The sequence below is a fragment of the Dokdonia ponticola genome (assembly GCF_042653865.1).
GTDB classification, from domain to species: domain Bacteria; phylum Bacteroidota; class Bacteroidia; order Flavobacteriales; family Flavobacteriaceae; genus Dokdonia; species Dokdonia ponticola.
Genome location: NZ_JBHSFV010000010.1, coordinates 113,083 through 137,093, shown reverse-complemented (window position 1 = coordinate 137,093; position 24,011 = coordinate 113,083). Strand labels below are relative to the sequence as shown.

Here is a 24,011-nt window from a genome sequence, read left to right as displayed (position 1 = left end):
CATGCAAACAATACAAGAAATACAAGAAGAAATTATTGATGAGTTTTCTATGTTTGACGACTGGATGCAACGCTATGAGTATATGATTGACCTTGGGAAATCACTACCGCTTATTGAAGAGCAATATAAAACAGACGAATATATCATCAAGGGATGCCAGAGTAAAGTATGGGTTCATGCCGATATGGAAAATGAAAAAATCCATTTTACAGCCGATAGTGATGCGATTATTACCAAAGGAATTATCGCTATCCTAATCAGAGCGTTTTCTGGACAATCTCCGCAAGATATTATAGATGCAGATACGGCATTTATAGATGAAATTGGACTTAAAGAGCATTTATCTCCTACCAGAGCAAATGGTCTTGTCAGTATGATCAAACAGATAAAACTATACGCTGTAGCCTATCAAACACAATTAAATTAACCAAAGTTAATACTGGGATGAAATTCCCATTTTGAACTAATAAGTATACGATTCTATCTAGGAATAATAATCATAAGATTCCCGTCTTTTTGGGAATGAAAAAAAGTCGATTGTGGGTGAGATTCCCGCCTTCGCGAGAAATAAATATGAGCGAGACACCAGAGACTATCAACACAGAAGAGTTAGGCGAAAAAATTGTTCGCGTTCTCAAAACTATATTTGACCCTGAAATCCCTGTAGATATTTACGAACTGGGATTGATTTATGATGTGTTTGTCAATGAAGATTATGATACAAAAATCTTAATGACATTAACAACGCCTAACTGTCCTGTTGCAGAGACATTGCCTCTTGAGGTAGAAGAAAAAGTAAAGTCTATTAAGGGAGTAAATGACTGCGAAGTAGAAATCACCTTCGATCCTCCTTGGACTCAGGAATTAATGAGTGAAGAAGCGAAGTTAGAATTAGGGATGTTGTAAAAACATTCAAAAACAAATTATTACAACAAGGAGCTTGGTAGTTGTTTTTATTTTTTTGTAATTTTCTTACACAAAAAATAAAAACTTTCTGTCGCTAAAGTTCTAAAATGAGTGAAGAAGCGAAGTTAGAATTGGGGATGTTGTAAAACATTCAAAAACAAATTATTACAACAAGGAGCTTGGTAGTTGTTTTTATTTTTTTGTAATTTTTCTTACACAAAAAATAAAAACTTTCTGTCGCTAAAGTTCTAAAATGAGTGAAGAAGCGAAGTTAGAATTGGGGATGTTGTAAAAACATTCAAAAACAAATTATTACAACAAGGAGCTTGGTAGTTGTTTTTATTTTTTTGTAATTTTTCTTACACAAAAAAATGAAAACTTTCTGTCGCTAAAGTCCTAAAATGAGTGAAGAGGCGAAGATAGAGTCAGAATGTTAAAAGGATAAGAAATTAGACCTATGGAAGAAATCGTAAACAGAGTTGCCAATAGCAAACTTATCACCTTTGATCTTGAAGATTTATACGCTCTTGGAGCGCGTATGACCCTAGATATTTCTCAATGGCTAGAACAAGGTTTTATATTACGAGAGAAAAGCTTTCGCGAAAGCGTATCCAGCCATAACTGGACAACATATCAAGATGCCTATGTTGCTTTATACTGCAGCACTGATGCTATTGTTCCCGCTTGGGCATACATGCTCGTAGCAACTCATCTACAAGGAGTTGCAAAGAAAACGATTACAGGTTCTCTAGAAACATTAGAAACGATTTTATACACAGAGGCAATTTCAATAGTAGATGTCACTCCTTATCAAGATCGCCCAATTATTGTAAAGGGATGCTCAAACAAACCTGTTCCTGAAAATGCTTATCTATTACTGATAGAAAAACTACATCCAGTAGCAAAAAGTTTGCTTTTTGGAGAGGCCTGTTCTTCGGTTCCTTTATTCAAGAAAAAGAAGTAATCCTATTTGATTTATTTCGCATTTACACTAATTTTGCCCGCTTATTTAAACTCTCAGTGATAATGCGTGCCCTCATCCTACTTTTAACTATAACCATTCTGCCTCTATCCCTTTTTGGACAGGAAAAACCAAAAAAAGAAAAGAAAAAGAAAGATTCTATTGTCTTAGGATGGAAAAGTAAGGGGATGCTAGAAGCCTTATTTAATCAAAGTGCCTTTAACGATGAGTGGCAAGGTGGAGGAACTTCGAATGTAGCAGGGAGTTTTAATGTAAGTCAAGACCTAAACTATAAAAGCAAAAGGGTAAACTGGGACACAAAAGGAATTGCTAATCTAGGTTTTGCAATTGCAAAAGACCAAAAATTTGTACGTAAAACAACAGACCGTTTTGAGATAAATAGCATCTTCGGGAGTAAAATTCCAGAAACGAAATGGTACTATTCTGCCATCTTTAATTTCAGAACACAACTGGCGCCAGGGTATGAGTTTTTTAATAGAGACGTATTAGACGAAGAAGGAGAAATTATTGAAGTTGTCCAAGACCGAAGAAAAATAACAGGCTCTTTCTCTCCTGCGTATTTACAAATAGGTCCTGGAATCTTATGGAAAGAAAGTGATGACTTCAAAATAAACCTAGCACCAGCAACGGCTCGTTATATCTTTGTGAATAGCCGTTTTACAAACGTAGATGAAAATGATCCAGAAGCACTAGAAAATTATGTGCCCTTTTTTGGTGTAGAAGCAAACAAAACCGTTCGCTTTGAACTAGGAGCCTCTCTTAGTGCTTATTACAAAGAGGAACTACTAAAAAACATTATATTTGAGAATACACTAAATCTCTATTCTGACTATCTAGAAAATACTAAAAATGTAGATTTAGATTACACGCTTAATGTCGCTATGGCTGTAAACAAGTACATCACCACAAATGTAGCCCTTCAACTCATTTACGATGAAAATGCAATAAGTGGTCTTCAAGTACGGCAAGTTTTAGGTTTAGGACTTAAATATTCTTTCCTAGATTGGAAATCACAATCCTAATACATCAATAGCTATAAAAGCAGTTTTATCTCAAACCAAAGATTTCTTGCTCCACAAAACGGGTATTTTCATCGATAAGATGCAATAAAAGTCCCCCTCTCACGCAAATAAAAATATCATAACCACGATAAACTTTATATTTGCACTACAAAACTTAAACTAATTTGTACCTATGAAAAAAATAATTGCACTAGCAGCTACTGTATTTTTAACCTTCAATATATCAGCCCAAACAGCTGAGGAGTTAAAAGAACAACAAGCGCCCAAAAAAGCTGAAATCGCAAAACTTCAAGGAGAAGTAGATGCATTACAAGCGCAAATAGATGCATTACCTGGATGGAAAAAAGGAGCCTTTGGAACCATTGGTGGAAGTATTTCTCAATTTAGTGATTGGTTCTCTCAAGGAACCCCAAATGTATCTTCTGGAAACATAGCATTTACTGTAAACGGATTTGCAAACCTTACCGAAGAAAAATTCTTCTGGCGAAATGCTGCAAACATTAATTTAGGTTGGGTAAAATTTGATGATAAAGACAACCCAGACGATGATGATAGCTTTAGAGCCGGAACAGACGTTTTTAACATCACTTCATTATACGGTAGAAATGTGGCTAAGAATTTTGCCATCTCTGGACTTGCTGAGTACAGAACCACCATTTTAGATAATTTTAATGATCCAGGATACTTAGACCTTGGAGTTGGGGGAACATGGACACCTATACCTAATATGGTAGTAGTCGTACATCCATTAAACTACAACTTTGTTTTCAGTAGTGGAGATACCGTTTTTGAATCTTCTTTAGGAGCAAAAATATTAGTCGACTATACACGTAAGATAGGAGCCATCAACTTCAAAACCAATCTCTCTGCTTTTCAAAGCTATGAGACTAGCGACTTATCTAACTGGACGTGGACTAACTCTTTTGGCTACACATTATGGAAGAAGATTGGTGTTGGATTTGATTTTGGTTTAAGAAACAACAGACAAGAGACTGTAAATTTTGAAAATGGTTTGTTAGCAGAAGGCGTAACTCCTTTTAAATTAGGAGATGATGCTGTAGATGATCAACTTCAAAGTTTTTGGACCTTTGGTTTGAGCTATGCATTCTAAGCATTTTTAAAATATATGAAACAAAAAAGCAAGCCGTTGGCTTGCTTTTTTGTTTGCTTTACGTTTCAAAACTACACACAGAGTTATACCAGTTATTAATCCAGATAATACCAAAAAGGAATTCTAGCAACATCGATTGTACTAATAGAATCTCTCCTGATTCTTTTTCGAGTAATTTCTAATATATGAACGCCCCGAGATACATCTTTCAAATCCAGCACTGTCTCATACCCTCGCTGACCTTTACGATTGTGAGTCATTATATAGGTAGCAGGAACAACAGTACTATCCAATTTTATCGTGACTACATCCTTTAAGACCTCCAAGTATTTTTTTAATTTAGCATACGCTATATCTTTATTTTCTAAATCGAACTGAAAATTTATACTTCCTAATTCATATCCCCGATCATCATTTTTAGGAATAAGCGTACTATCTATTTTATAGATCACATCCTCTATCGCTATTCTATGTTTTATAAAAATAGGAAGTGATGATGACTTTATGATTTTAGAAGGAATGGTAGCGTTATTAACAAATATTCTTTCGTTATCTGCAATTTCATCATCATAATTTAACACTCTTGCATATTCAGCTTTATCATTCCAACGATCTATATGAAAATTAGATTCTTTTATATTAATAGAAAACGACATCAACCCTACAATAAAAACAGGAATTAATACGGCAAGAATACGTTTTCCAAGCTTATTGTCTAATAAGTTATAAAGCAAAGGTCTGTACAGAAATGAAAAGGTAACACGACTCATCACTCTATATATTGGGAAGTACACATAGGCTAACCATTTTTTCTTTTTTAAGAACCCTTGCGTAAAGAAATCAATAGCGGTCATCAAGAAGGCTATTGACATGAATATCCCAAATATGATACTGAAAATCTTTTCTGCAATACCACTAAACAGCATCCCAATAAGTGCAAGAATTCCAGAAAAAACAGCAATACTAATAAAGAAAGAAAGGAAGAAAAAAACGAGTAAAAAGGACAATGCAAATATTAAACTACAATAATCTTCCAATTTTGAAATATACTTATCAAAAGACCCTATACGCTTTTTTAAGTAGGCCTTAAACTTATCAGTATAATTAAGCACCTCGTAATCAATATCACCCGAAAAATACCGCAATCCTACCGCTCCAATCCAAAGCCCTCTCAAAATAACGTGGATAATTAAACAGATGGTAAGCGACAATAAGCACATCATTATAGCAGCAAACGCAATACTAGAAATAGCACTCAACGTAGTATTATCCATTGCTTTTGCTGAGACAGCATTTGCCAAAGTAACAATAGGGTCAAAGGTTTGAATCAACCCAAAAATAGCAACTCCAGAAATAATTAGTTCTAATTGCCAACTTTCCTGTTGTAAAATATCAAGCCATTTCTTGAACTTAGAATCTTCGTGCTTTGGTAACATATAATGATGGTTGGTTATACAATAATAAGTAAAAGATTTTGGAAATTTGTTACATAAAAAATGTGAGCTTGTAGGCTCACATTTTTTAGATCTATTTGTTCACGTTTATTTTAAAATCCATCTTCATATTCTGGATACAGAAAACTATTATAAGGAAAACGAGTCACATGAATCTCACGCACGCGCTCATATACCTTTTTTCTAAAGCTTTCAAAATTATCTTTATTTAAAGCAGATATAAAAATAGAATCTCCATTGGTTCTAGCCATCCATGTTTGTTTCCATTCCTCTAGAGAGTAATGAACAGGCGCCCGCTCCACCATCAAATCTTCTTCGTCGTAATCTTCTGGCTGATACGCGTCAATTTTATTAAACACCATTAACACTGGCTTATCTGCACTCTTAATCTCATCTAAAATTTGATTTACAGATGCAATATGATCTTCAAACTGTGGGTGGGAAATATCTACCACATGTAATAATAAATCGGCTTCTCGTACCTCATCCAGCGTGCTCTTAAAAGAATCTACGAGCTGTGTGGGAAGTTTACGTATAAATCCTACGGTATCTGACAGTAAAAAAGGTAAATTACCAATAACTACTTTACGTACCGTAGTGTCTAAGGTAGCAAACAGTTTATTTTCTGCAAACACTTCGCTTTTACTCAACGCATTCATCAGTGTAGACTTCCCTACATTGGTATATCCTACCAAGGCAACACGTACTAACGCACCGCGATTACCACGCTGAGTAGCCATTTGTTTGTCTATCGTAGCCATTTTCGCTTTAAGCAATGTAATACGATCCCTTACAATACGTCTATCCGTTTCAATTTCTGTTTCCCCAGGACCACGCATTCCAATCCCTCCTCGCTGCCGCTCCAAGTGGGTCCATAATCCTGTAAGTCTTGGTAATAAGTATTGGTATTGCGCAAGCTCTACCTGTGTACGTGCATAACTTGTTTGCGCACGCTGTGCAAAAATATCAAGAATCAAATACGTGCGATCTACAATCTTACACGCTAATAACTTCTCTATATTGCGCTGTTGTCCCGGAGAAAGTTCATCATCAAAAATCACCGTACCTATATCGTGTTGATCTACATACGCCTTGACATCTTCCATCTTTCCTGCTCCTAAAAACGTTTTAGGATTGGGCATATCTAGCTTTTGAGTAAATCTTTTTGTCACCTCACCCCCTGCCGTATACGCAAGAAATTCAAGCTCATCCAGATACTCATTCATTTTATCCTCACTTTGGTGACGCGTCGTCACTCCAACAAGGATACATTTTTCATATTCTATTTGTTCAGTTTCTAGCATACTGCAAAGGTAGGGAATCGGTTGTAATCCTTTTTAGTAAATTAGTCCCTCGATACCATAATATATGAAAGATACTTCCGCTTTCGCGAAAGCGCACTCAGAACCAAAAAAAATAAGCGTCGCGTTTTACAACTTAGAAAACCTATTTGACACCGAAGACGACCCCAATACACTGGATGATGACTTTACCTCCGATGGCTTTAAAAATTGGAACGGAAAACGGTATGCAAACAAACTAAACAAATTAAGCCGTGTCATCGCAAAGATCGGACATAAAGAAACCGATGAAGTTCCTGTTTTATTGGGTGTTGCAGAAGTTGAAAACAAAGATGTTTTACAAAGTCTCATCGCTACCAAAGCACTTAAAGACCTTGGATATGATGTCGTACATTATGATTCTCCTGACGAACGAGGAATTGACGTAGGGCTATTATACCGTAAAGAAAACTTTCAAGTATTGGAAAGCGAGACCATTTCTGTCTATTTGGAATCAGAGTTTGGACAGCAAGATTATACCCGCGATATATTACACGTAACAGGACATTTGATGGGGGTAAAAACCCATATCCTCGTAAATCATTGGCCTTCTCGCCGTAGTGGTGTTGAAGAATCTGAGCCTAAACGAATCATCGCTGCTCAAAAAAACCGAATGATTATTGACCGTATTCAAGAACAAAAGCCTGAAGCACGCATCATTGTGATGGGTGATTTTAATGATGGACCCCATAATGAGAGTATCAAGAATCATCTGGTGCAAAAGGATCTTTATAATCCTATGGTATTTTTAAATACGCGATACGAAGGAAGCCTTAACCACGATTTTGAATGGTATCTTTTTGATCAAATTATTCTTTCTGCCAATTTTATGCGTTTGCACGAAAACCCCCTCAGATACAATAAATCTGATATTTATAATGAACACCACCTAACAGAGTTTAGAGGGCGTTTTAAAAGAAATCCTTTTCGTACGTATGCTGGAAAAAGATACTTAGGTGGGTATAGTGATCACTTTCCTGTCTATTGCATCTTTGAGCACCACTCCTAACTCTCTCAACACTCCCTAATAATAAAAGCCTGTGAAGAAATCTTCACAGGCTTTTTAATGAATAAATTTAAGGTGCCCTTGACATTAATCTTAGACAGAGATAAAGAACTCATATTTATAACTAGTTGTCAAGCCATGAACAATGAAGTCTTACGTCTTATGTCTAAAAGCGAAGCGGTCTTATGCCTTAGTTGGACACGACTAAACTAGTATATATAAGATAGCTTACTGCTTAATAAATCTTTTGGTAACTGCTAGTCCCTCTTTAGAAACAAACCTCACAAAATACATACCTGATGATAGTTTTGACACATCAACAGTAAGTGTATCTTCTTTTGGATTGATCGTTTGTACAACCGTACCTGTAGAAGAGAATATGATGATTTCGTCATACTCTACGTCAAAAATATCAATAGTCAACTGCGATCTTGTTGGATTAGGATATAGTTTTATATTGTCTTTAGAAGCCTCTGTAAATGAACGTAATGCCGTAACAGTGGGTGCTTCTTGTGGTGCGGCAAAAGAACTTACATTATCTCCTGAGACAATCACTTGATCTATCCAAATTTGATCATTGTTTGCACTTGCATCACAACGAATACGGAATCTATTGGACGCATTAAAGTTAAACGTACTACTGTCTAGTGTAATGGTATCTGTAAAGAACGAACCATTAGAAAAATCTGTCCCACTCACATATTGTCCTATGACTTGATACGAAGATCCGTTAAAGAATTCTACAAAATAATCTTCCCCGTTTTCCATGCTATTTGCAAACGAATGAAATTCAATGGTCACTTGATTATTCCCAGAAAGATCTAAAGCTGGAGAAACCATATTGGAAGAGTTAGAATTATCTCTAAGTCTTACAGAAAAAGACCCTTCAAACGAATTTGCAGTCGCTTCTCTTGCACAATCATTTCCGCCATCAATCCATCCTTCTAATCCTGTTTCAAAGAAATAGCCTGCAATCACACCTGGAGTTCCTCCTCCACCCTCAAGGGTCGTAAATGAAGTAGTTGCATTACCCGAAACATTTCCAGCAGCATCTTGTGCACTCACAGACGCGCTATACAATGTTAACGCTGTAAGACCTGTTACATCAAAAGTTGTTGTCGTAGAATTTCCTACCACATTTCCATCGATAGAAATGGTATAGCTAGCCACCCCTACATTATCTGTAGAGCCATTCCAACTTAAGGTAGCACTATTGGATGTAATATTTGAAGCCACTAAGTTTGTAGGATCAGATGGTGCCTCTGTATCAGGGGTTCCTGCTTGTAATTGAAAAGAACCTACAACCCCTCCTCTTCCGTTATTCATATATTCATTGATAAACCAAAAGGTAGCATCATCAGACGGATCTACGTCCATCTTACTATAATCTCCATAACGTGTGCCAGGTATTTTTGCATCGCCATTGGCGATTAACCCTTCCATAGCGGTCATAGTACCTAATGGATCTGAACTTAATCTTCCTGTAAAATAAGAACTTACAAATACTGTAGATGGCGTAGAAGGTCCAGACATAGACGTATATCCCATACCGATGTTTCCTTGACCATCCATCGCCATACTGGCGTTCCAGGCATGTCTTCCATCTGGAGCCGTATAGGTTCCTTCTTGATATAAAGACCAAGGTTGGTTATCCCCACTTTGACGGAACTCATACCAACGTACTGCGGCAAGTTCTCCAGAAGTAGCATCAGCATCGACTACAAAATTAAAAATCGCTGAATTGTGGGTAGCAAACTTTCTGAATTGCGCTTGATTCATAATCGTGGCTTGTAGCGCATCGATATTGATAGGTCTTCCACTGCCTGGTTGTGTTAAATTAGAAAAACTTCCATTATCAAAAACACTTATAAAAGGTGTTGTATTAATTTGCGTTGGATTAGATATTGTGGAACTTGAAGGGTTTGACCAGTTTACATCAGCCGTCCAAACTTTTACATGATCTACGGAAACACCATTCCATGCATTATCTTGCAAATACACAATCGTAGCTCCCCCAGGAGCTGGCATATTATTGTCTGTAATATTTAATGCTTGAGGACTAAAAAATCCACTCGTCACTATCCCCGGAAGATTAAATCCTACAAGTTGTGCACTAGGGGAACCTACTAGCATAGCATCTCTTTCTAATGCCCATAGTTTATTTGTACCCCCTGTATTTTCAGTAATATAATACCCATCACTCCATACAGATAATTTTTGATAATCTTGTATTGCAGAAATTGTATAGACAAACCAATTTGCGGTCAGTGGATTTGGACCATCAGAAACGGCTATTTGTGCTCCCGCTCCTAAAAATGAAAGCACCCATCTGTCTGCTGCATTGTCATAAGAAGCAGTAAGATCACAACATCCGCCTGAAGGAAAAATTGCTGGATTCGGAGCCGTTTGTCCTAATAACTGATTACCAGATTTATCATAAATAGCAAATCCAGTATTAAATACAACCATCACGTGATTGGGTCCAACAGCGAGCGATGGGTCTGTGGGTTGTGATCCTGATGAATAGGCATCAAAAACAAGACTTGCAGGAGCCATACGGACACTTTGCTCCATTTCATGCTTATTTCTTACAAAATAATCGTTTTCTGTTTGCGGATCTTTTCCTTGCACTATTTGGGCAGCTAAAGATCTTTTATCCTTTGCTTCTTTTGTGGCATTATTAGAAGGAACAAGGTCATTAGGCCTTGAAGATAAAGAAGACACATATTCAACAGAAGAAATTTTTCCTTGATAAAAAGGTCTTGTCTTATCATCTACTTGTCCATAGGATGAAATAGAGAGAAAACACAGCACTAAAAGTAGTAATTTAATTTTCATAATATTCTGCTTAAGTTATTAATATACTGTAATGTACAAATAAAATATATTCAAAAAATTAATTGCACTTTTTTGTCTTTTTTTTATTGAAAATCCACAAGCTAATTATGGTTTTACCTTCAAATAAATTAAAAAAATAAAAATCGCTGCTAAAATCTTCGATTATAATGCTTGAATAATTTTAAAAAAGATGAAAACATCGTTTTTAACATTTTTACCCCTTTCAAAACGATCAATAAAGAAGGTGATATTTGTTAGTTGTCGATGATTTCGTGCTTTATATCTAAAAAAAAAGTTAACGTTTTGTAAGATTCTTTTTTTGTTTAACCTTAGTGGAATTAAAGAGACAAAATATCTTCTTTACATAGTTGCATTTATTTTTGAGAAAAGATAAAATCCTACTAAACCCAATAAAAGATATCCGTCGAACTATATTAATAGTATCGAATACAACAACTAATTTTCTATCAAATGAAAAAACAATTATTTTCGTTTTTATTCGCAAGCCTTCTATCATTTCTAGGATATGGACAAATCACCATAGATGAATCCTTGACTACACAAGAATTAGTAGAAGATGTTTTAATAAACTCATCTTGTGCTGAGGTTTCCAATTTTGTGTCTTCTACGGGAACGAATTTTGGAGATGTAAACGGTATTGCCGCTTTTTCTGCAAATGGATCAGATTTCCCTTTTGAAGAAGGAATCCTATTAATGTCTGGAGACGTGCAAGCAGCTCCGGGTCCAAATACAACAACTCAGAGTAATGGTGGTTGGCCTGGTGATGCTGACTTAGAAGCAAATACATCGGCTATAAACACTAATAACGCTTCTTTTATAGAGTTTGATTTTACCCCATTCATAGAACAGATTAGTTTTAACTTCATTATGGCGTCTGAAGAATATGATCAGAATTTCGAATGTACATTTTCTGATGCCTTTGCTTTCATACTAACAGACATTACAACAGGAGATGTACAAAACCTCGCTGTTCTACCAGGAACAACAATTCCTATAGAAGTAACTAATATTCGTCCAGAAGTACCTGGACAATGTGCTGCTGTCAATGAAGAGTTTTTTGATAGATATAATTTTCAACCATTTAATGATGAGAATGCCTCTGCCACCAACTTTAACGGGCAAACAGTACAACTTACCGCAATGGCAGATGTGATATCAGGAAATCCATATAGAATAAAATTAGTAGTAGCAGATCAATCTGACAGCGCTTTTGATATTGGAGTGTTTTTAGAAGCAGGTAGTTTTAATATAGGAACTACAGACTTAGGAGATGACATATTACTTTCTAATGGAAATGCTGCATGTGAGGGGGATACAATTACGCTTAACGCAGATGACCCAGATGCCGTATCATACACATGGTTTATGGACGGTACTGAGCTTGTTGGAGAGACAAACCCTACACTTGATGTAACAATGCCTGGGACGTATGCTGTAAGCGTAAGTCTTAACAATACAGATTGTACCATTGAAGATGAAATTGTCGTTGAGTTTATTACAGCTTCTGCTGTTAACCTTGGTGACGATATTGATGCGTGCGAAACCGATATGGTTGTTTTGGATGTTGACATCCTCGACTCTTCTGCATCTTTCTCTTGGTTTTTTAATAGTACCATTCTTATAGATGAAACAAGTTCTACACTTAATGTAACAGAGGCTGGAGAATATGCGGTTGTTGTTACCTTTAACTCTGGATGTACCTTCTCTGACGTAATCATGGTCGATTTTACAACAGCACCTATTATTGAATTAGGTGAGACTATAAATAGCTGTTTAGTTGACCCTGTTATCTTGGACGCAACACCATCAAATCTTGATCCTTCGACAGTCACGTATGCATGGTTCTTAGATGATGTAGTACTCATAGGTGAAACATCTCCAACCTTAAGCGTTACTCAAGAAGGAGTTTACACGGTAGTTGTTAGCGTAGGACCTTGTGACATAACAGATAGTGTTACTGTCGCTCCTCTTGCTATCCTCTTTGAATTAGGAGACGATTTTAATACATGCTTCGAATCAACGGTTACATTAGATGCTACACCAACAAACGTTGACCCTGATGGAGCTACTTACGAATGGTCCCTGGATGGTAACATAATAGCTGGACAAGAAGACGCAACACTTGACATAACAGAGGAAGGAACCTATGAAGTTACGGTATCATTTGGAATTTGCTCTAACACAGATAGTATTACTGTTACCTTGGCAAATGCTGACGGATCTTTTTGTGTTGAGCCTGAAGAATGTGAAACAATAGAAGTCGATGCAGGTTTAGACCAAATGGTAGATTGTGAAAACCCATGTGTAGATTTAGTAGCTACAGTAGTGGCACCTTTTACCACTACAGCCTCTTATAGAATTGATCAAACAGAATGTATAATTCCTATATCAGGAGGAACTCCTACAAATATAACAGTAGATGATACTTGGAGTAATGTAATCAACTTACCATTCACATTTACGTTTTACCAAAATGATTACACCTCACTTGTTGTAGGAGCTAATGGTCAAATTTCATTTGACACTTCGTTGGCAAACGGATTTAATGATTGGAATATTGATCCAGATCAAACAATTCCAAATGACGATCAGGCTACTTTCCCTTTTAACACAATTTACGGAGCTTTTCATGATATAAACCCAGGAGTAAATGGAGACCCTGACGCTATTAACTTTTTCATAAGCGGAGAGGCACCTTTTAGAGCCTTTGTTTTAAATTTTGATATGGTACCTCAATTTAGTTGTACTGATTTAATAACTTCTCAACAAATCATTTTATACGAAACTGTGAATATTGTTGACGTGAATATCACTAATAAACCCGTGTGTGATACATGGAATGACGGTCTAGCTACTTTAGGCATTTTAGGGAATGATAATACTGAATTTGCTGTTCCTCCAGGAAGAAATACAGGCGCTTGGGAAGCCACTGATGAAAATTGGAGATTTGTTCCAGACGGAGAATCAGACGAAGATGTTGTATTTACTTGGACTGATGAAGATGGAAACGTATTAAGTAACGACTTGATATTTAATGTATGCCCAACGGAAACCACTACCTATACAGCCTCAATAACATTTACAAATTCTAGCGACGGTTCTACGGTTACAATTTCTGATGATGTTACGGTTACTTCAACTGTAATTGATTTTATGGTTGATCTTGGAAACGATGAAGTATTTTGTGATGTAACTTCTTTCGAAATTGTACCAACAATAACTGGAGATACTCTTGATAATCCTTCATTTTTATGGAGTACAGGAGAAACGACCGAAACTATCACCGTAAGTACATCTGGGACGTATAGTGTAGAAATAGATGCAGGCGGTGGCTGTATAATGTCAGATGAAATCATGGTGACTTTCTCTACAGCCCCTACTTTAGACCTTGGTATGGATGCCATCATTTGTGATGATGAAGCATTTACCATATCTCCAGTTATTACAGGAGATAATATCAATGATATTACCTACTCATGGAGTACTGGTGAAACAACAGAAACAATAACTGTTAATTCTACTGAAACTATATCACTAACGATCACTAATGCCGAAGGGTGTACAACAACAGATAGCATTGTCATCACTATAGCCGATCCTGTAAATGTATCTCTCGGAGATGACTTTACTACCTGTAGAGAATTCCCTAATACACTTACTTCTGTAAGTGATAATGCAGATGTTACCTACCAATGGCTTCTTAATGGAGATATCATCACTGGAGAAACCGCTAGCACATTAGACTTCTCTATACCAGAAAGTGCTGTAGGAACTCAGATATACACTGTTATTGTGACAACAGCGGCTGGGTGTACTAGTGAAGATTCTGTAGATGTATCATTGTTTGATGTAGGAAACTGCGTGATTTCTCAAGGGATTTCTCCAGATGACACCCCTGGGTTTAATGATACACTAGATTTAGAGTTCTTAGCAGCAAGAACAGGAATTGATGTACTTCAAATCTATAATAGACTAGGTGCACTTGTTTACGAACAGAATAATTATGTAAACCAATGGAGAGGTCAAACAGATGATGGAAATGATCTTCCAACAGGTACTTATTTCTATGTAATCAATCTTGAAGGTGATGATCCCGTATATGGAACACAAGCTACGGGATGGGTTTACATTAACAGAGGAAACTAAACACAGGATTAACAGATAACATTTATTATCGCGCATAACGCATCATTTATGCAATAAATAAATTTTTAAAAATGAAAAAACTATTTTTATTAACCCTTATCACAAGCATTTTATGTGTTGATCTTGCAACAGCACAGCAAGATCCGCAATATACGCAGTATATGTATAACATGAATGTTGTCAACCCTGCGTATGCTGGTTTACAAGAAGGGCTTTCTTTGGGTTTATTATATAGAAACCAATGGTCTGCCCTTGATGGAGCTCCTGAAACGTATACCTTCAACGCACATGCGCCAGTAGGTGAAAGGACTGGTCTAGGAATTTCTTTGATTAGGGATGAATTAGGCCCTGTTAGAGAAACTAACGCATACATTGATTTTTCATATACCATTCCTGTAAACAATAAATATCAATTAGCATTTGGATTGAAAGCAGGAGCTACGTTTCATGATATTGGACTTGCAGACCTAGAATTACAAGACCCAGGTGACCCTTTCTTTTCACAAAACATAACTCAAACAACTCCCAACATAGGAGCTGGAGTCTTTTTATATAGTGATAATTTTTATGTTGGAGCTTCTGTACCTAACATCTTAAATTCTCTCCACTTGGACGAAAATGGATTACAGTTTGGATCAGAAACAAATCACTATTTTGTAACATCTGGTTATGTTTTTCAGACAACAGAAAATCTAAAATTAAAACCATCAGTACTTGTAAAATCAGCTTTTGATGCACCTACATCTTTTGATATAAATCTTAACGCACTATTCTTAGAAAAGTTTGAATTGGGAGTGTCATACAGACTAGATGACTCTTTTAGTGGTATTGTAGGTTTTCAAGCAACACCTGATTTAAGAATAGGATATGCATATGATGCTGTTGTTTCAGAAATTAATAATGTTGCCCCATCATCGCATGAAATAATACTAACCTATAATATCATCTTTAATAAGCGTGCATTACGCTCACCGAGATACTTCTAAAATAAAATATAGTACAAGATGAAGAAGTTTTACATATATATATTACTTGTTGCTACGAGTATTAATTTTGCTAATGCACAAAGCAAAGACACTAAAAAGGCAGATCAATTATTTAATAGATTAGCTTATACAGAAGCTATCGAAGAATATAATGGCCTTATTCAAAAAGGGAAAGCAGATGACTACGTATATGAGCAATTAGCTCGTAGTTATACGATTCTTAACGATACAAAAAAAGCAGAATCATTTTATAAACGTATCGTTAAAAATAAAAATGCAAATCCAGAAACACTATTTGCATATGCAGAAATATTAAAAGCAAATGGAAAATCAAGTGAGTATAAAAAATGGATGAAACGATTTGTAAAGGCAAATTCAACTGATCCAAGAGCTGCTATCTATCTGAAAAATCAAGATTACCTAGAAGAACTGGAAGAACGTGATCCATTGTATACTGTAACCAACGCAGATAAAATAAACACTAAGTATTCTGATTTTGGTTCTTTTACAAAAGATAATAAAATCTATTTTTCATCTTCTAGAAATACAGAACGCAAAAACCATAACTTAAATGGAGAGCCTTTCTTAGATATCTATTCTGCTACCACAGATGGGTCTTCCATGAGTAATGTTGCGCTATTAGAAGGAGATGTGAACTCCAAATATCACGAAGGCACTATTGCCATTACACCTGACGGAAAACGCATGTTTTTTGATCGTAACAATTACTTTGAAGGAGATCTAGAAAAGGATGAAGAAGGCGTGAATCAAATTAATATATATTCTGCCGAAAAAGTAGCTGGAGAGTGGACAAATATTGAACCTGTTTCTTTTAATGATGACAACTATTCAACAGGACATCCCGCGATTAGTCCTGACGGAAAAACCTTATACTTCTCTAGCGACAAGCCAGGAGGACAAGGAGGTTCTGATATCTATATGGTAGAAATCAAAGCAGACAATACTTATGGTGAACCTAAAAATTTAGGAAATCAAATCAACACGATTGCAACCGAAGCATTTCCTTTCATTGATGCTAATGGATCTCTCTATTTCGCAAGTAATGGACACTTAGGACTAGGAGGTCTTGATGTTTTCAAAGCTGAAAAACAAGGTAATTCTTTTGCGTATCCAGAAAATTTAGGCCCAGGCGTAAATAGTGGTAATGATGACTTTGGGGTAAATATAGACCCAGAAAAAGGAACAGGATATGTGTCTTCAAACAGAAAAGGTGGTAAAGGTAGTGATGATATTTATATTCTAGGAAAATTACCTCCGTGTGATGTAGATGTAACCATCACTGTAGAAGATACCGATGGTAACGGAATCTCTAAAGCATTCGTAGAAATTATGAATATCACAGAAGGATCTACAGATTCTGACACGGCAACAACCACAGGAAAATACTTATTTTCTTCAAAATGTAAGAGAGAATACAAAGTAATGGCGTCTGCAGATGGATTCATTCCTAATGAGCAAACCGTCACTGTAGCTAAAAATTCTGTCAATGTCACTGTTGTACTTCAAAAAGAAGCTATTATTACTCCAGACGAAGTGGTATTGAATCCAATTTACTTTGATTTTGATAAATGGAACATACGCCCAGATGCTGCGGCCGAATTAGACCGTCTTGTGGCTTCTATGAATAAATATCCTGATATGAAAATTTCTGCAGAAAGTCATACGGATGTAAGAGGGCCAGAATCATACAACCAAACGCTCTCTCAAAAAAGAGCTGAATCAATGCGTGATTACGTCATTAGTAAAGGAATAGATGCAAGTCGTATTACCGCAGATGGGAAAGGAGAAACAGACCCTGCTGTCTCTTGTGAAGAATCTGCTTGTTCTAAAGAAGATCACCAACTCAATAGACGTTGTGTATTTAAAATCGTAAAATAACAAATCATATCATAAACACTCACTCACAAAAAGGCTTCCTAAAAATATAGGAAGCCTTTTTATTTTATTCTAAGATTACAATTTTAATCCTCCAATCTTGTCTTCAAATAATTGACTCAAGAAATAAGAGACTACACCCTGAATTATACATATAGCATATAGGCATGTCGATTACGCTTTCGCGAAAGCGTAAAAAGAAACATCCCATATGAAAATTTAGCACTTCTAATTACTATTGTGCATTAATTTTAATATTGTCTAGCTCATACGTTCCGTCAAAATTGGCATCACCACTTCCTACATATTTAAAAGCAATATGAACAGTACCCTCTAGACAAGACAAATCAATGTTTCCAGAGGCTATCCAATCCTGAAAGAAAGTATCATCAGAAACAATAGTTCCTTCTAATATAGGTCTCCAATGAGCATCATCTATGTTTGCCGTATCACCATCCCAATTATCTGCGTAAAGTAAGGTAAGTGTGCTTGCATCAGCAAAACTATTGGAGGTTTCAAAGCTCAGTGTCTCCATTGCTTGCATGTTAAAATCAATTTCTGGTGTGATCAACCATGCAATCGTGCTAGTATCACCAGACGAAAAAGACCCTATTCGCACAGCAGTACCATAATCACCACCTGCATTAAAAGGTTCCCAAACTTCTGTTCCTTCTTGTGCAAAGTTAGTCCACGCATCATTCAATGATCCGTTTTCTAAATTATCTGTAAATACAACGCTTTCCCCTATCTCTTCTGCAAGACCACATAAATCACACCGATCTTCTTCTATAAATATGACATCATTCGGATCGTTGATAGCCATATTAAAAACCTCTCCAAAGAAGTCTTTTGTCAATACTCCTTGTAAAGTTCCTCTACCTGACGGAAGTGATAGTGCTTTAAAGTCTGAAAAGGTACTTGTACTCAGTATAATGCTCCCTCCTGTAGCACAATCTTCCAATACCCGCTCACCATCAAACTGATCTTGTGGTTCTGAAGCGTACGTTCTTTGGTGATTAATCACTTCGTCTACATTAAATTGAACATTTTCAAGTGAAACAAATAAGTTGGTTACATCATTAGAAAAATCAGAAAAAGAAATAGGCATCGGAATAATCTCTGCCACTTCATTACTCCGTACAATAACTTCATTTTGCATAGAAGGCGGGATCTTCCCTACGGAGTTTCCATCGGCAATTCCTGCCGAAAGAACACCATTAGAAATACCTACCGTAAGGCCATCTAACCTAACAAATACTTTTCTTCCCACTTCATACCTTGTGAATAAAGGATTTACATCTATGAGAACTCTAATTCCAGCTACTGGGTTTTCAGGAAGGTCTTGAATAATAAATTCTTCAAAAAAGTTACCCCCTTCGTCACTCGAGATCACATAGCCTTCTATATACGTATCTACACCTTCAAATGTAAATATCTCGTCTCCATTCTCCATAGCTTGAGCCACTTGTCCGGCAACACTACTAATACTTACAGCTTGCCCTTCTATTTCTAAAGAGCCTGTATCTAATTCTGGAACAGAAAAATCATCATCTTTTACACAAGATACGAGTGTTATCATAACAACTAGCATTGTGAGTAATCGTGGTAATCGTATAGTTTTCATAAGCGTTTATAATTCTATTATTTCTTGATATTTTGATTAAAAGCGAACATAAAAATTCAGAAAGTACGTAGTTCCGTTTCCAAAGAAATATCTGGGTCCAAATACAGGTCCATTCTCTCTTGCTTGGTCGTCACGTACATTTCTGAAAGTGGCATTACGAGATTGTTCAAACCCTCCTGTAACATATTGCTGATCTAATACATTATTGATCGTAGCAAAAAAGCCTAAAAAGTATTGACGGACTCTCCATGATTTCCCTCCGATAATATTGACTAAGAAATACGCATCAAACTCTTGCTGTTGTAATAAGCTTTTGCCAACGGCAGCATCAAAATCATTAATAGGCAATCCATCGCTGTCAGTTACAAAATTGGCAGAACGAGCAAGATTACTTACATCTATATATGCATTCGAAAGATAATTAGTTGTGACTCCAATGTTCCAAAAATCAGGATCTCTATATTCAAACCCTACTTGAAAAGCTCTTTCAGGGCCTCCAGCTACGTGGAGATTCTCTAAGTTTGTGGTGCCATCTCCAAAGCGTAGCGCTCCATCAAAATCATCACTTCTCAAGTATAAATTAGGGTTATTTGTAAACGTATATTGTCCCACACTAGCCGCCGCCTTTACCTTAAGTGTAGGTAATACTTGAGCTTCGATTCCAAGTTCTACCCCCATATGGCGTCTTCCTATGTTTGTAAGAATCTCTTGTACAAAGGCATTTCCATCATTTCCTAAACCTCCTAGGTCTTCTGTAAAGTAAAATCCGATATTGGTACCTTTTTCAAAAACCGTATAATATCCCGTCAACCTTGCTTTTACAAGTGGAGATCTATAAATATAGCTTACATCTACAGATTGAAGTTGCTCGGGTACCAACCCTTCTATTACTTCATTATTTTGACGTGCGTTTACAAAAGAATTGCGGATTGTAGGGGCATTTGTATAATAGCCGCCGTTCACATCAATAATATGCCGTCCTGTAATTTTATACGCCAATCCTGCTTTAACACCGCCTGTTGAAAAATTTAACGCTTCACTAGGTCCAAAAGATCCAACAGCTCCTTCTTGGTTTTGGAAATTTCCATTTTCAAACAATCCATTACGTTGGTAACTTGTTTGAGTGATGGTCGTTCCTATGTAAAAATCTACTTTGTTGTATTTGAATTGCGCTTGCGCGAAAGCAGCTACCACATTAGCATCTATTTGATAATTGTATTTGTAGCGATCTCCTTCTCCAACAATCCTATTAGGATTTCGCACATCACTTTGCGCATTGTCTGTAGAGATCAGTCCTGATGCATCTTCAGACGCTGCTTCTGTAAAGTTATCGATATCCAAATAGCCTGTACCCCCAAGTAAATCTTCAATTTCTGCATAATTTTCACTATGTAACCTACGATAACTCACATTTCCATGAAGCGTAATATGATCTGTAATGGCACTGTTTACAATACTCGTTGCGCTGAACTGTGTATCTTCTATCACATCATTTTGAAGCACATACAACGCATTTCTCCCTTGTGCCCTTAACGCAGCATTACCCTCGTATAAAACGTTCCAATCAAACTGTCCGTCGTTAACCAGTTGTTCTTGTGCTAAAAAAGCATTTTGGAAGTCGATTGCTGTTGGATTTTCATCTTGCAAAAAGAAACTTGGCAGTAATTGATAATAATCTGGCGACGGATTACGGGCACCTCCTGCAAAGAATTGCTGCCCGTTAGAGGCCACTAGTGTGGTTCCGTTAGCATCAATTCGACTATTTTTAATAGTCCCTGTTTGGTAGCCGAGGCTTGTTTCAATAGATGTTTTCTCTGATATATCCCAGGTGTGATTTAACATCAAAATAGGCTCTTCTATTTCTCGTATACGTGTATTGCGTATTTCACCATTCAGATAGCCCCAAAAAGGATTGTATTGTCTTCCTTTAAGGTCAAAAATCTCTTGTGTTAATGCGGTAGAACGACCTCTTCTATTAGGCGTATAGATCGCGGTAAGATTGAGGCTATGTTGCTCATTAAATTTCTTTTCTACAGAAGCAAAGATTGAATTTGCATCATACAATGTGCCTTCTACATAGCCTTCGTTTCCAAAACGCCTAGATGCAAGAAATGTAAATGCCCACCCACTTGTAAGAAGTCCTGAACTATAACTACCCATCACACGCCCTTCATACGATCGATTTGCACCAGCATAAGATACCCGTCCTCCTTTACGATACTGAGATGCTCGCATTGTAATATTTGTGACACCTCCTAGACCTCCAAAAGCATATTCATTGGCAGAAAGTCCTGCTGTAAACTCACGATTACGTTGTGCATCATTAAGCCCTCCCCAGTTGCCCCATTGGGGACGTCCATTAAATTGCTTATTCATTTCAATCCCATTGATGAGTAATTTCCCGTTAGCATTGTCAAGACCTCTTGGTCTGAAAAAAGTAGCGCTCCAATCAAAAGCCGCTGCACTTAAATAGGTATCACGACCCGCAGATAGCAATCCAGAGATATTAAATCCTCCTAAATCATCATCTTCCCGATTGAGGTCGTTATCCGATAAAGAAATAAGGCCATTGAGTTGTTGCTCTGCTGTGACATCCACATCAAAAGTAATCTCTCCTAGATCTAGTATATTGTCTTTATAAATAACGATAGGAAATCGTCGTGTCACATAGCCTTCTTTTGAGATCCTAAGAATTTGATCTCCTATAGCTATATCCTGAAATAAAACAAAAGCACCCGACGTATCTGTTTGTGTCGCTTGAGGTGTTCCTTCTAGTGTAACATGTACATTTGGTAACTTTTCTAAGGTGATTCTGTCAATTACAGTTCCTTTTACGGACGTTTGACCCATTGCAAGAGGCATGGTCAAAACCAGTAAAAATCTAAAAATAGCGTACTTCATGAGGGTTTAGTTAATCATAAATCCCGCATAAGATTTTTACATTACACCCAAATATACTCATTTTCAATGTATTCACTATATTTAGCCTAAAATATCTCAGTTTTTTTCAAAAAAATGTAATCCTCAAAATGAATTTAAAAACGTATCTATTCTTCATTTTCCTTGTATCTTTTGCTTTCGCGAAAGCGCAAGACCAAAAAACCTACAAGCCACATACCATCGCTTTTTATAACGTAGAAAATCTTTTTGATGCGGAAAATGACCCCATTACATTTGATGATGACCGTACACCAGAAGGAAAAGACCATTGGACCGAAGCTATATATGCAGATAAAATACAGAAGATGGCACGTGTCATTTCAGAAATAGGCCAAGACATTACAAAAAATGCCCCTGCTATTATTGGACTTGCAGAAATAGAAAATAGAAAAACGGTAGAGGCCCTTGCTAATGATCCTCAATTATTAGATAAAGAGTATGGCATTGCACATTTTGACTCCCCTGATCGAAGAGGAATTGATGTAGCCCTTATGTACCAAAAAGCATTATTTACGCCCATACACATTAGTAAACACGAACTTATTATTTATGACAATGACGATGCTAAAAAACGTAAATACACGCGGGATCAACTACTAGTTTCAGGAGTATTAGATGGCGATATGATTCATGTAATTGTCAATCATTGGCCCTCACGTTCTGGAGGAGAAGCCCGAAGTCGCAAACAACGCATGGCAGCCGCCGCACTTAACAAAAAGATCATAGACAGCCTGCAAAGCAATGACCCGTATGCAAAAATTATCACGATGGGAGATCTTAACGATGATCCTACAAGTCCGAGTGTAAAAAAAGTATTAAAAGCAAAAGGGGATAGAGATAAGGTAAAAGATAAGATGATCTACAATCCTATGGAGTCTATGTTTAAAAAAGGCATTGGCACATTAGCCTATAGAGATGGTTGGAATCTTTTTGACCAAATTTTAATTACAGAACCATTACTACATAAAGACTATAGTTCCTACAGGTATTTTAAAGCAGGTATTTTCAACAAAAATTATCTAAACACCCCAAAGGGTCGATATAAAGGATATCCGTATCGTAGCTTCGCAAATGGAGGATATACGGGAGGGTATAGTGATCATTATCCCGTATATGTTATTCTTATTAAAGAAGTAGTAGAAAACGAATAGTATGTACACGCTCTCGCCTGCCAGCTAGGCAGGTTTACTTTTACGAACCCGCAAAAAAACAGGGAAGGATGTAAACATCTTCCCTGTTTTAGTATATACTTATTTCTATTTTTCTAAAACCACTGATTCCATGGAATCATCGCTAATACAGCAATCAATGCTAGGGTATAAAATATGGCTAGTTTCTTAAATTTGGGTGTAGATAAGCGTTGTTTTTTATGTTTGGAATATCCAATAGTTACCAGCACTACAGCAATAATCATTAGTGTAGGGTGCTCTACAGCAAGTCTGCGAGCTGTAGAAGATAGCCCTCCCATTCCGTTTGATGTAATTGCATTTAATCCGTTAGGGGATACAAAAAATAAGACCAATCCTATTAAAAGCTGTAAGTGCATGGTGATTAATGTAAAAAGTGCCAGACGCATATCTTTGGCACCATATTCTTTTTTTCCAAAAAACTTAGCAAGTGAGTTAATAGTTGTAATCACTAATATAGCCAGCACTAAGTAGGCCCATATTGAGTGTACAAATTGAATCGTAGAATACATAATGGTATGTGTTTAAATAATGACTACCCAAAGATAGGGC

16 protein-coding genes are annotated in these 24,011 nt (G+C 36.6%); 10 read left to right on the top strand and 6 right to left on the bottom strand.

Translation table 11 applies throughout. The annotated features are described in order from the left end of the window. The first annotated feature begins 1 nt into the window (after position 1). From ACFO3O_RS15830 to ACFO3O_RS15810, 5 genes are all read left to right on the top strand, one after another. Positions 2 to 427: a SufE family protein gene (locus ACFO3O_RS15830; protein ID WP_379980544.1), complete on the top strand. Its 426-nt coding sequence runs from the start codon at positions 2 to 4 to the stop codon at positions 425 to 427. Between the two features lie 146 nt (positions 428 to 573). Next, complete coding sequence (locus tag ACFO3O_RS15825) at positions 574 to 906, top strand: SUF system Fe-S cluster assembly protein (protein ID WP_379980542.1); 333 nt, start codon at positions 574 to 576, stop codon at positions 904 to 906. Between the two features lie 457 nt (positions 907 to 1,363). Further along, positions 1,364 to 1,870: a DUF2480 family protein gene (locus tag ACFO3O_RS15820; protein ID WP_379980540.1), complete on the top strand. Its 507-nt coding sequence runs from the start codon at positions 1,364 to 1,366 to the stop codon at positions 1,868 to 1,870. Positions 1,871 to 1,932: 62 nt separating this feature from the next. Continuing rightward, complete coding sequence (locus ACFO3O_RS15815) at positions 1,933 to 2,910, top strand: DUF3078 domain-containing protein (RefSeq protein WP_379980538.1); 978 nt, start codon at positions 1,933 to 1,935, stop codon at positions 2,908 to 2,910. A gap of 172 nt (positions 2,911 to 3,082) precedes the next feature. Next, a complete protein-coding gene (locus ACFO3O_RS15810) occupies positions 3,083 to 4,021 on the top strand; it encodes a DUF3078 domain-containing protein (protein ID WP_379980536.1) in 939 nt (312 codons plus the stop codon). Between the two features lie 95 nt (positions 4,022 to 4,116). On the opposite strand, the gene ACFO3O_RS15805 is transcribed toward ACFO3O_RS15810, so the two are convergent. Together ACFO3O_RS15805 and hflX are read right to left on the bottom strand one after the other, a co-directional pair. Then, positions 4,117 to 5,457, bottom strand: coding sequence for a hypothetical protein (locus ACFO3O_RS15805; protein ID WP_379980534.1), 1,341 nt, complete (start codon positions 5,455 to 5,457; stop codon positions 4,117 to 4,119). Between the two features lie 110 nt (positions 5,458 to 5,567). Continuing rightward, positions 5,568 to 6,779, bottom strand: coding sequence for a GTPase HflX (gene hflX / locus ACFO3O_RS15800; RefSeq protein ID WP_379980532.1), 1,212 nt, complete (start codon positions 6,777 to 6,779; stop codon positions 5,568 to 5,570). A gap of 64 nt (positions 6,780 to 6,843) precedes the next feature. On the opposite strand from hflX, the gene ACFO3O_RS15795 reads away from it, so the two are divergent. Further along, positions 6,844 to 7,824 carry an endonuclease/exonuclease/phosphatase family protein gene (locus ACFO3O_RS15795; protein ID WP_379980530.1) on the top strand — a complete coding sequence of 327 codons (981 nt, stop codon included), beginning with the start codon at positions 6,844 to 6,846 and terminating at the stop codon, positions 7,822 to 7,824. 225 nt (positions 7,825 to 8,049) lie between these two features. Here ACFO3O_RS15795 and ACFO3O_RS15790 read toward each other — a convergent pair whose 3' ends face one another. Continuing rightward, positions 8,050 to 10,659 carry a T9SS type A sorting domain-containing protein gene (locus ACFO3O_RS15790; RefSeq protein WP_379980528.1) on the bottom strand — a complete coding sequence of 870 codons (2,610 nt, stop codon included), beginning with the start codon at positions 10,657 to 10,659 and terminating at the stop codon, positions 8,050 to 8,052. Between the two features lie 471 nt (positions 10,660 to 11,130). Between ACFO3O_RS15790 and ACFO3O_RS15785 the strand changes: the two genes are divergently transcribed. The 3 genes from ACFO3O_RS15785 to ACFO3O_RS15775 all read left to right on the top strand — a co-directional run bounded on the left by ACFO3O_RS15785 (position 11,131) and on the right by ACFO3O_RS15775 (position 17,711). Continuing rightward, positions 11,131 to 14,826, top strand: coding sequence for a choice-of-anchor L domain-containing protein (locus ACFO3O_RS15785; protein ID WP_379980526.1), 3,696 nt, complete (start codon positions 11,131 to 11,133; stop codon positions 14,824 to 14,826). 71 nt (positions 14,827 to 14,897) lie between these two features. Beyond that, positions 14,898 to 15,812 (top strand): PorP/SprF family type IX secretion system membrane protein, encoded by a 915-nt coding sequence (locus ACFO3O_RS15780; protein ID WP_379980525.1) that lies wholly within the window; start codon positions 14,898 to 14,900, stop codon positions 15,810 to 15,812. A gap of 18 nt (positions 15,813 to 15,830) precedes the next feature. After that, a complete protein-coding gene (locus ACFO3O_RS15775; RefSeq protein ID WP_379980523.1) occupies positions 15,831 to 17,711 on the top strand; it encodes an OmpA family protein in 1,881 nt (626 codons plus the stop codon). Between the two features lie 232 nt (positions 17,712 to 17,943). On the opposite strand, the gene ACFO3O_RS15770 is transcribed toward ACFO3O_RS15775, so the two are convergent. Then, positions 17,944 to 19,287: a DUF5689 domain-containing protein gene (locus ACFO3O_RS15770; protein WP_379980521.1), complete on the bottom strand. Its 1,344-nt coding sequence runs from the start codon at positions 19,285 to 19,287 to the stop codon at positions 17,944 to 17,946. A gap of 81 nt (positions 19,288 to 19,368) precedes the next feature. Continuing rightward, the gene (locus ACFO3O_RS15765; protein ID WP_379980519.1) at positions 19,369 to 22,233 is read right to left on the bottom strand and encodes a carboxypeptidase-like regulatory domain-containing protein; all 2,865 of its coding nucleotides are present in this window, start codon (positions 22,231 to 22,233) and stop codon (positions 19,369 to 19,371) included. Between the two features lie 128 nt (positions 22,234 to 22,361). Here ACFO3O_RS15765 and ACFO3O_RS15760 point away from each other — a divergent pair, with 128 nt between their 5' ends. Next, on the top strand, positions 22,362 to 23,423 hold the full coding sequence (locus tag ACFO3O_RS15760) for an endonuclease/exonuclease/phosphatase family protein (RefSeq protein ID WP_379980517.1): 1,062 nt from the start codon (positions 22,362 to 22,364) through the stop codon (positions 23,421 to 23,423). A gap of 113 nt (positions 23,424 to 23,536) precedes the next feature. Here ACFO3O_RS15760 and ACFO3O_RS15755 read toward each other — a convergent pair whose 3' ends face one another. Then, positions 23,537 to 23,971, bottom strand: a complete 435-nt coding sequence (locus ACFO3O_RS15755; RefSeq protein ID WP_379980515.1) for a hypothetical protein — start codon at positions 23,969 to 23,971, stop codon at positions 23,537 to 23,539. Positions 23,972 to 24,011: the final 40 nt, after the last annotated feature.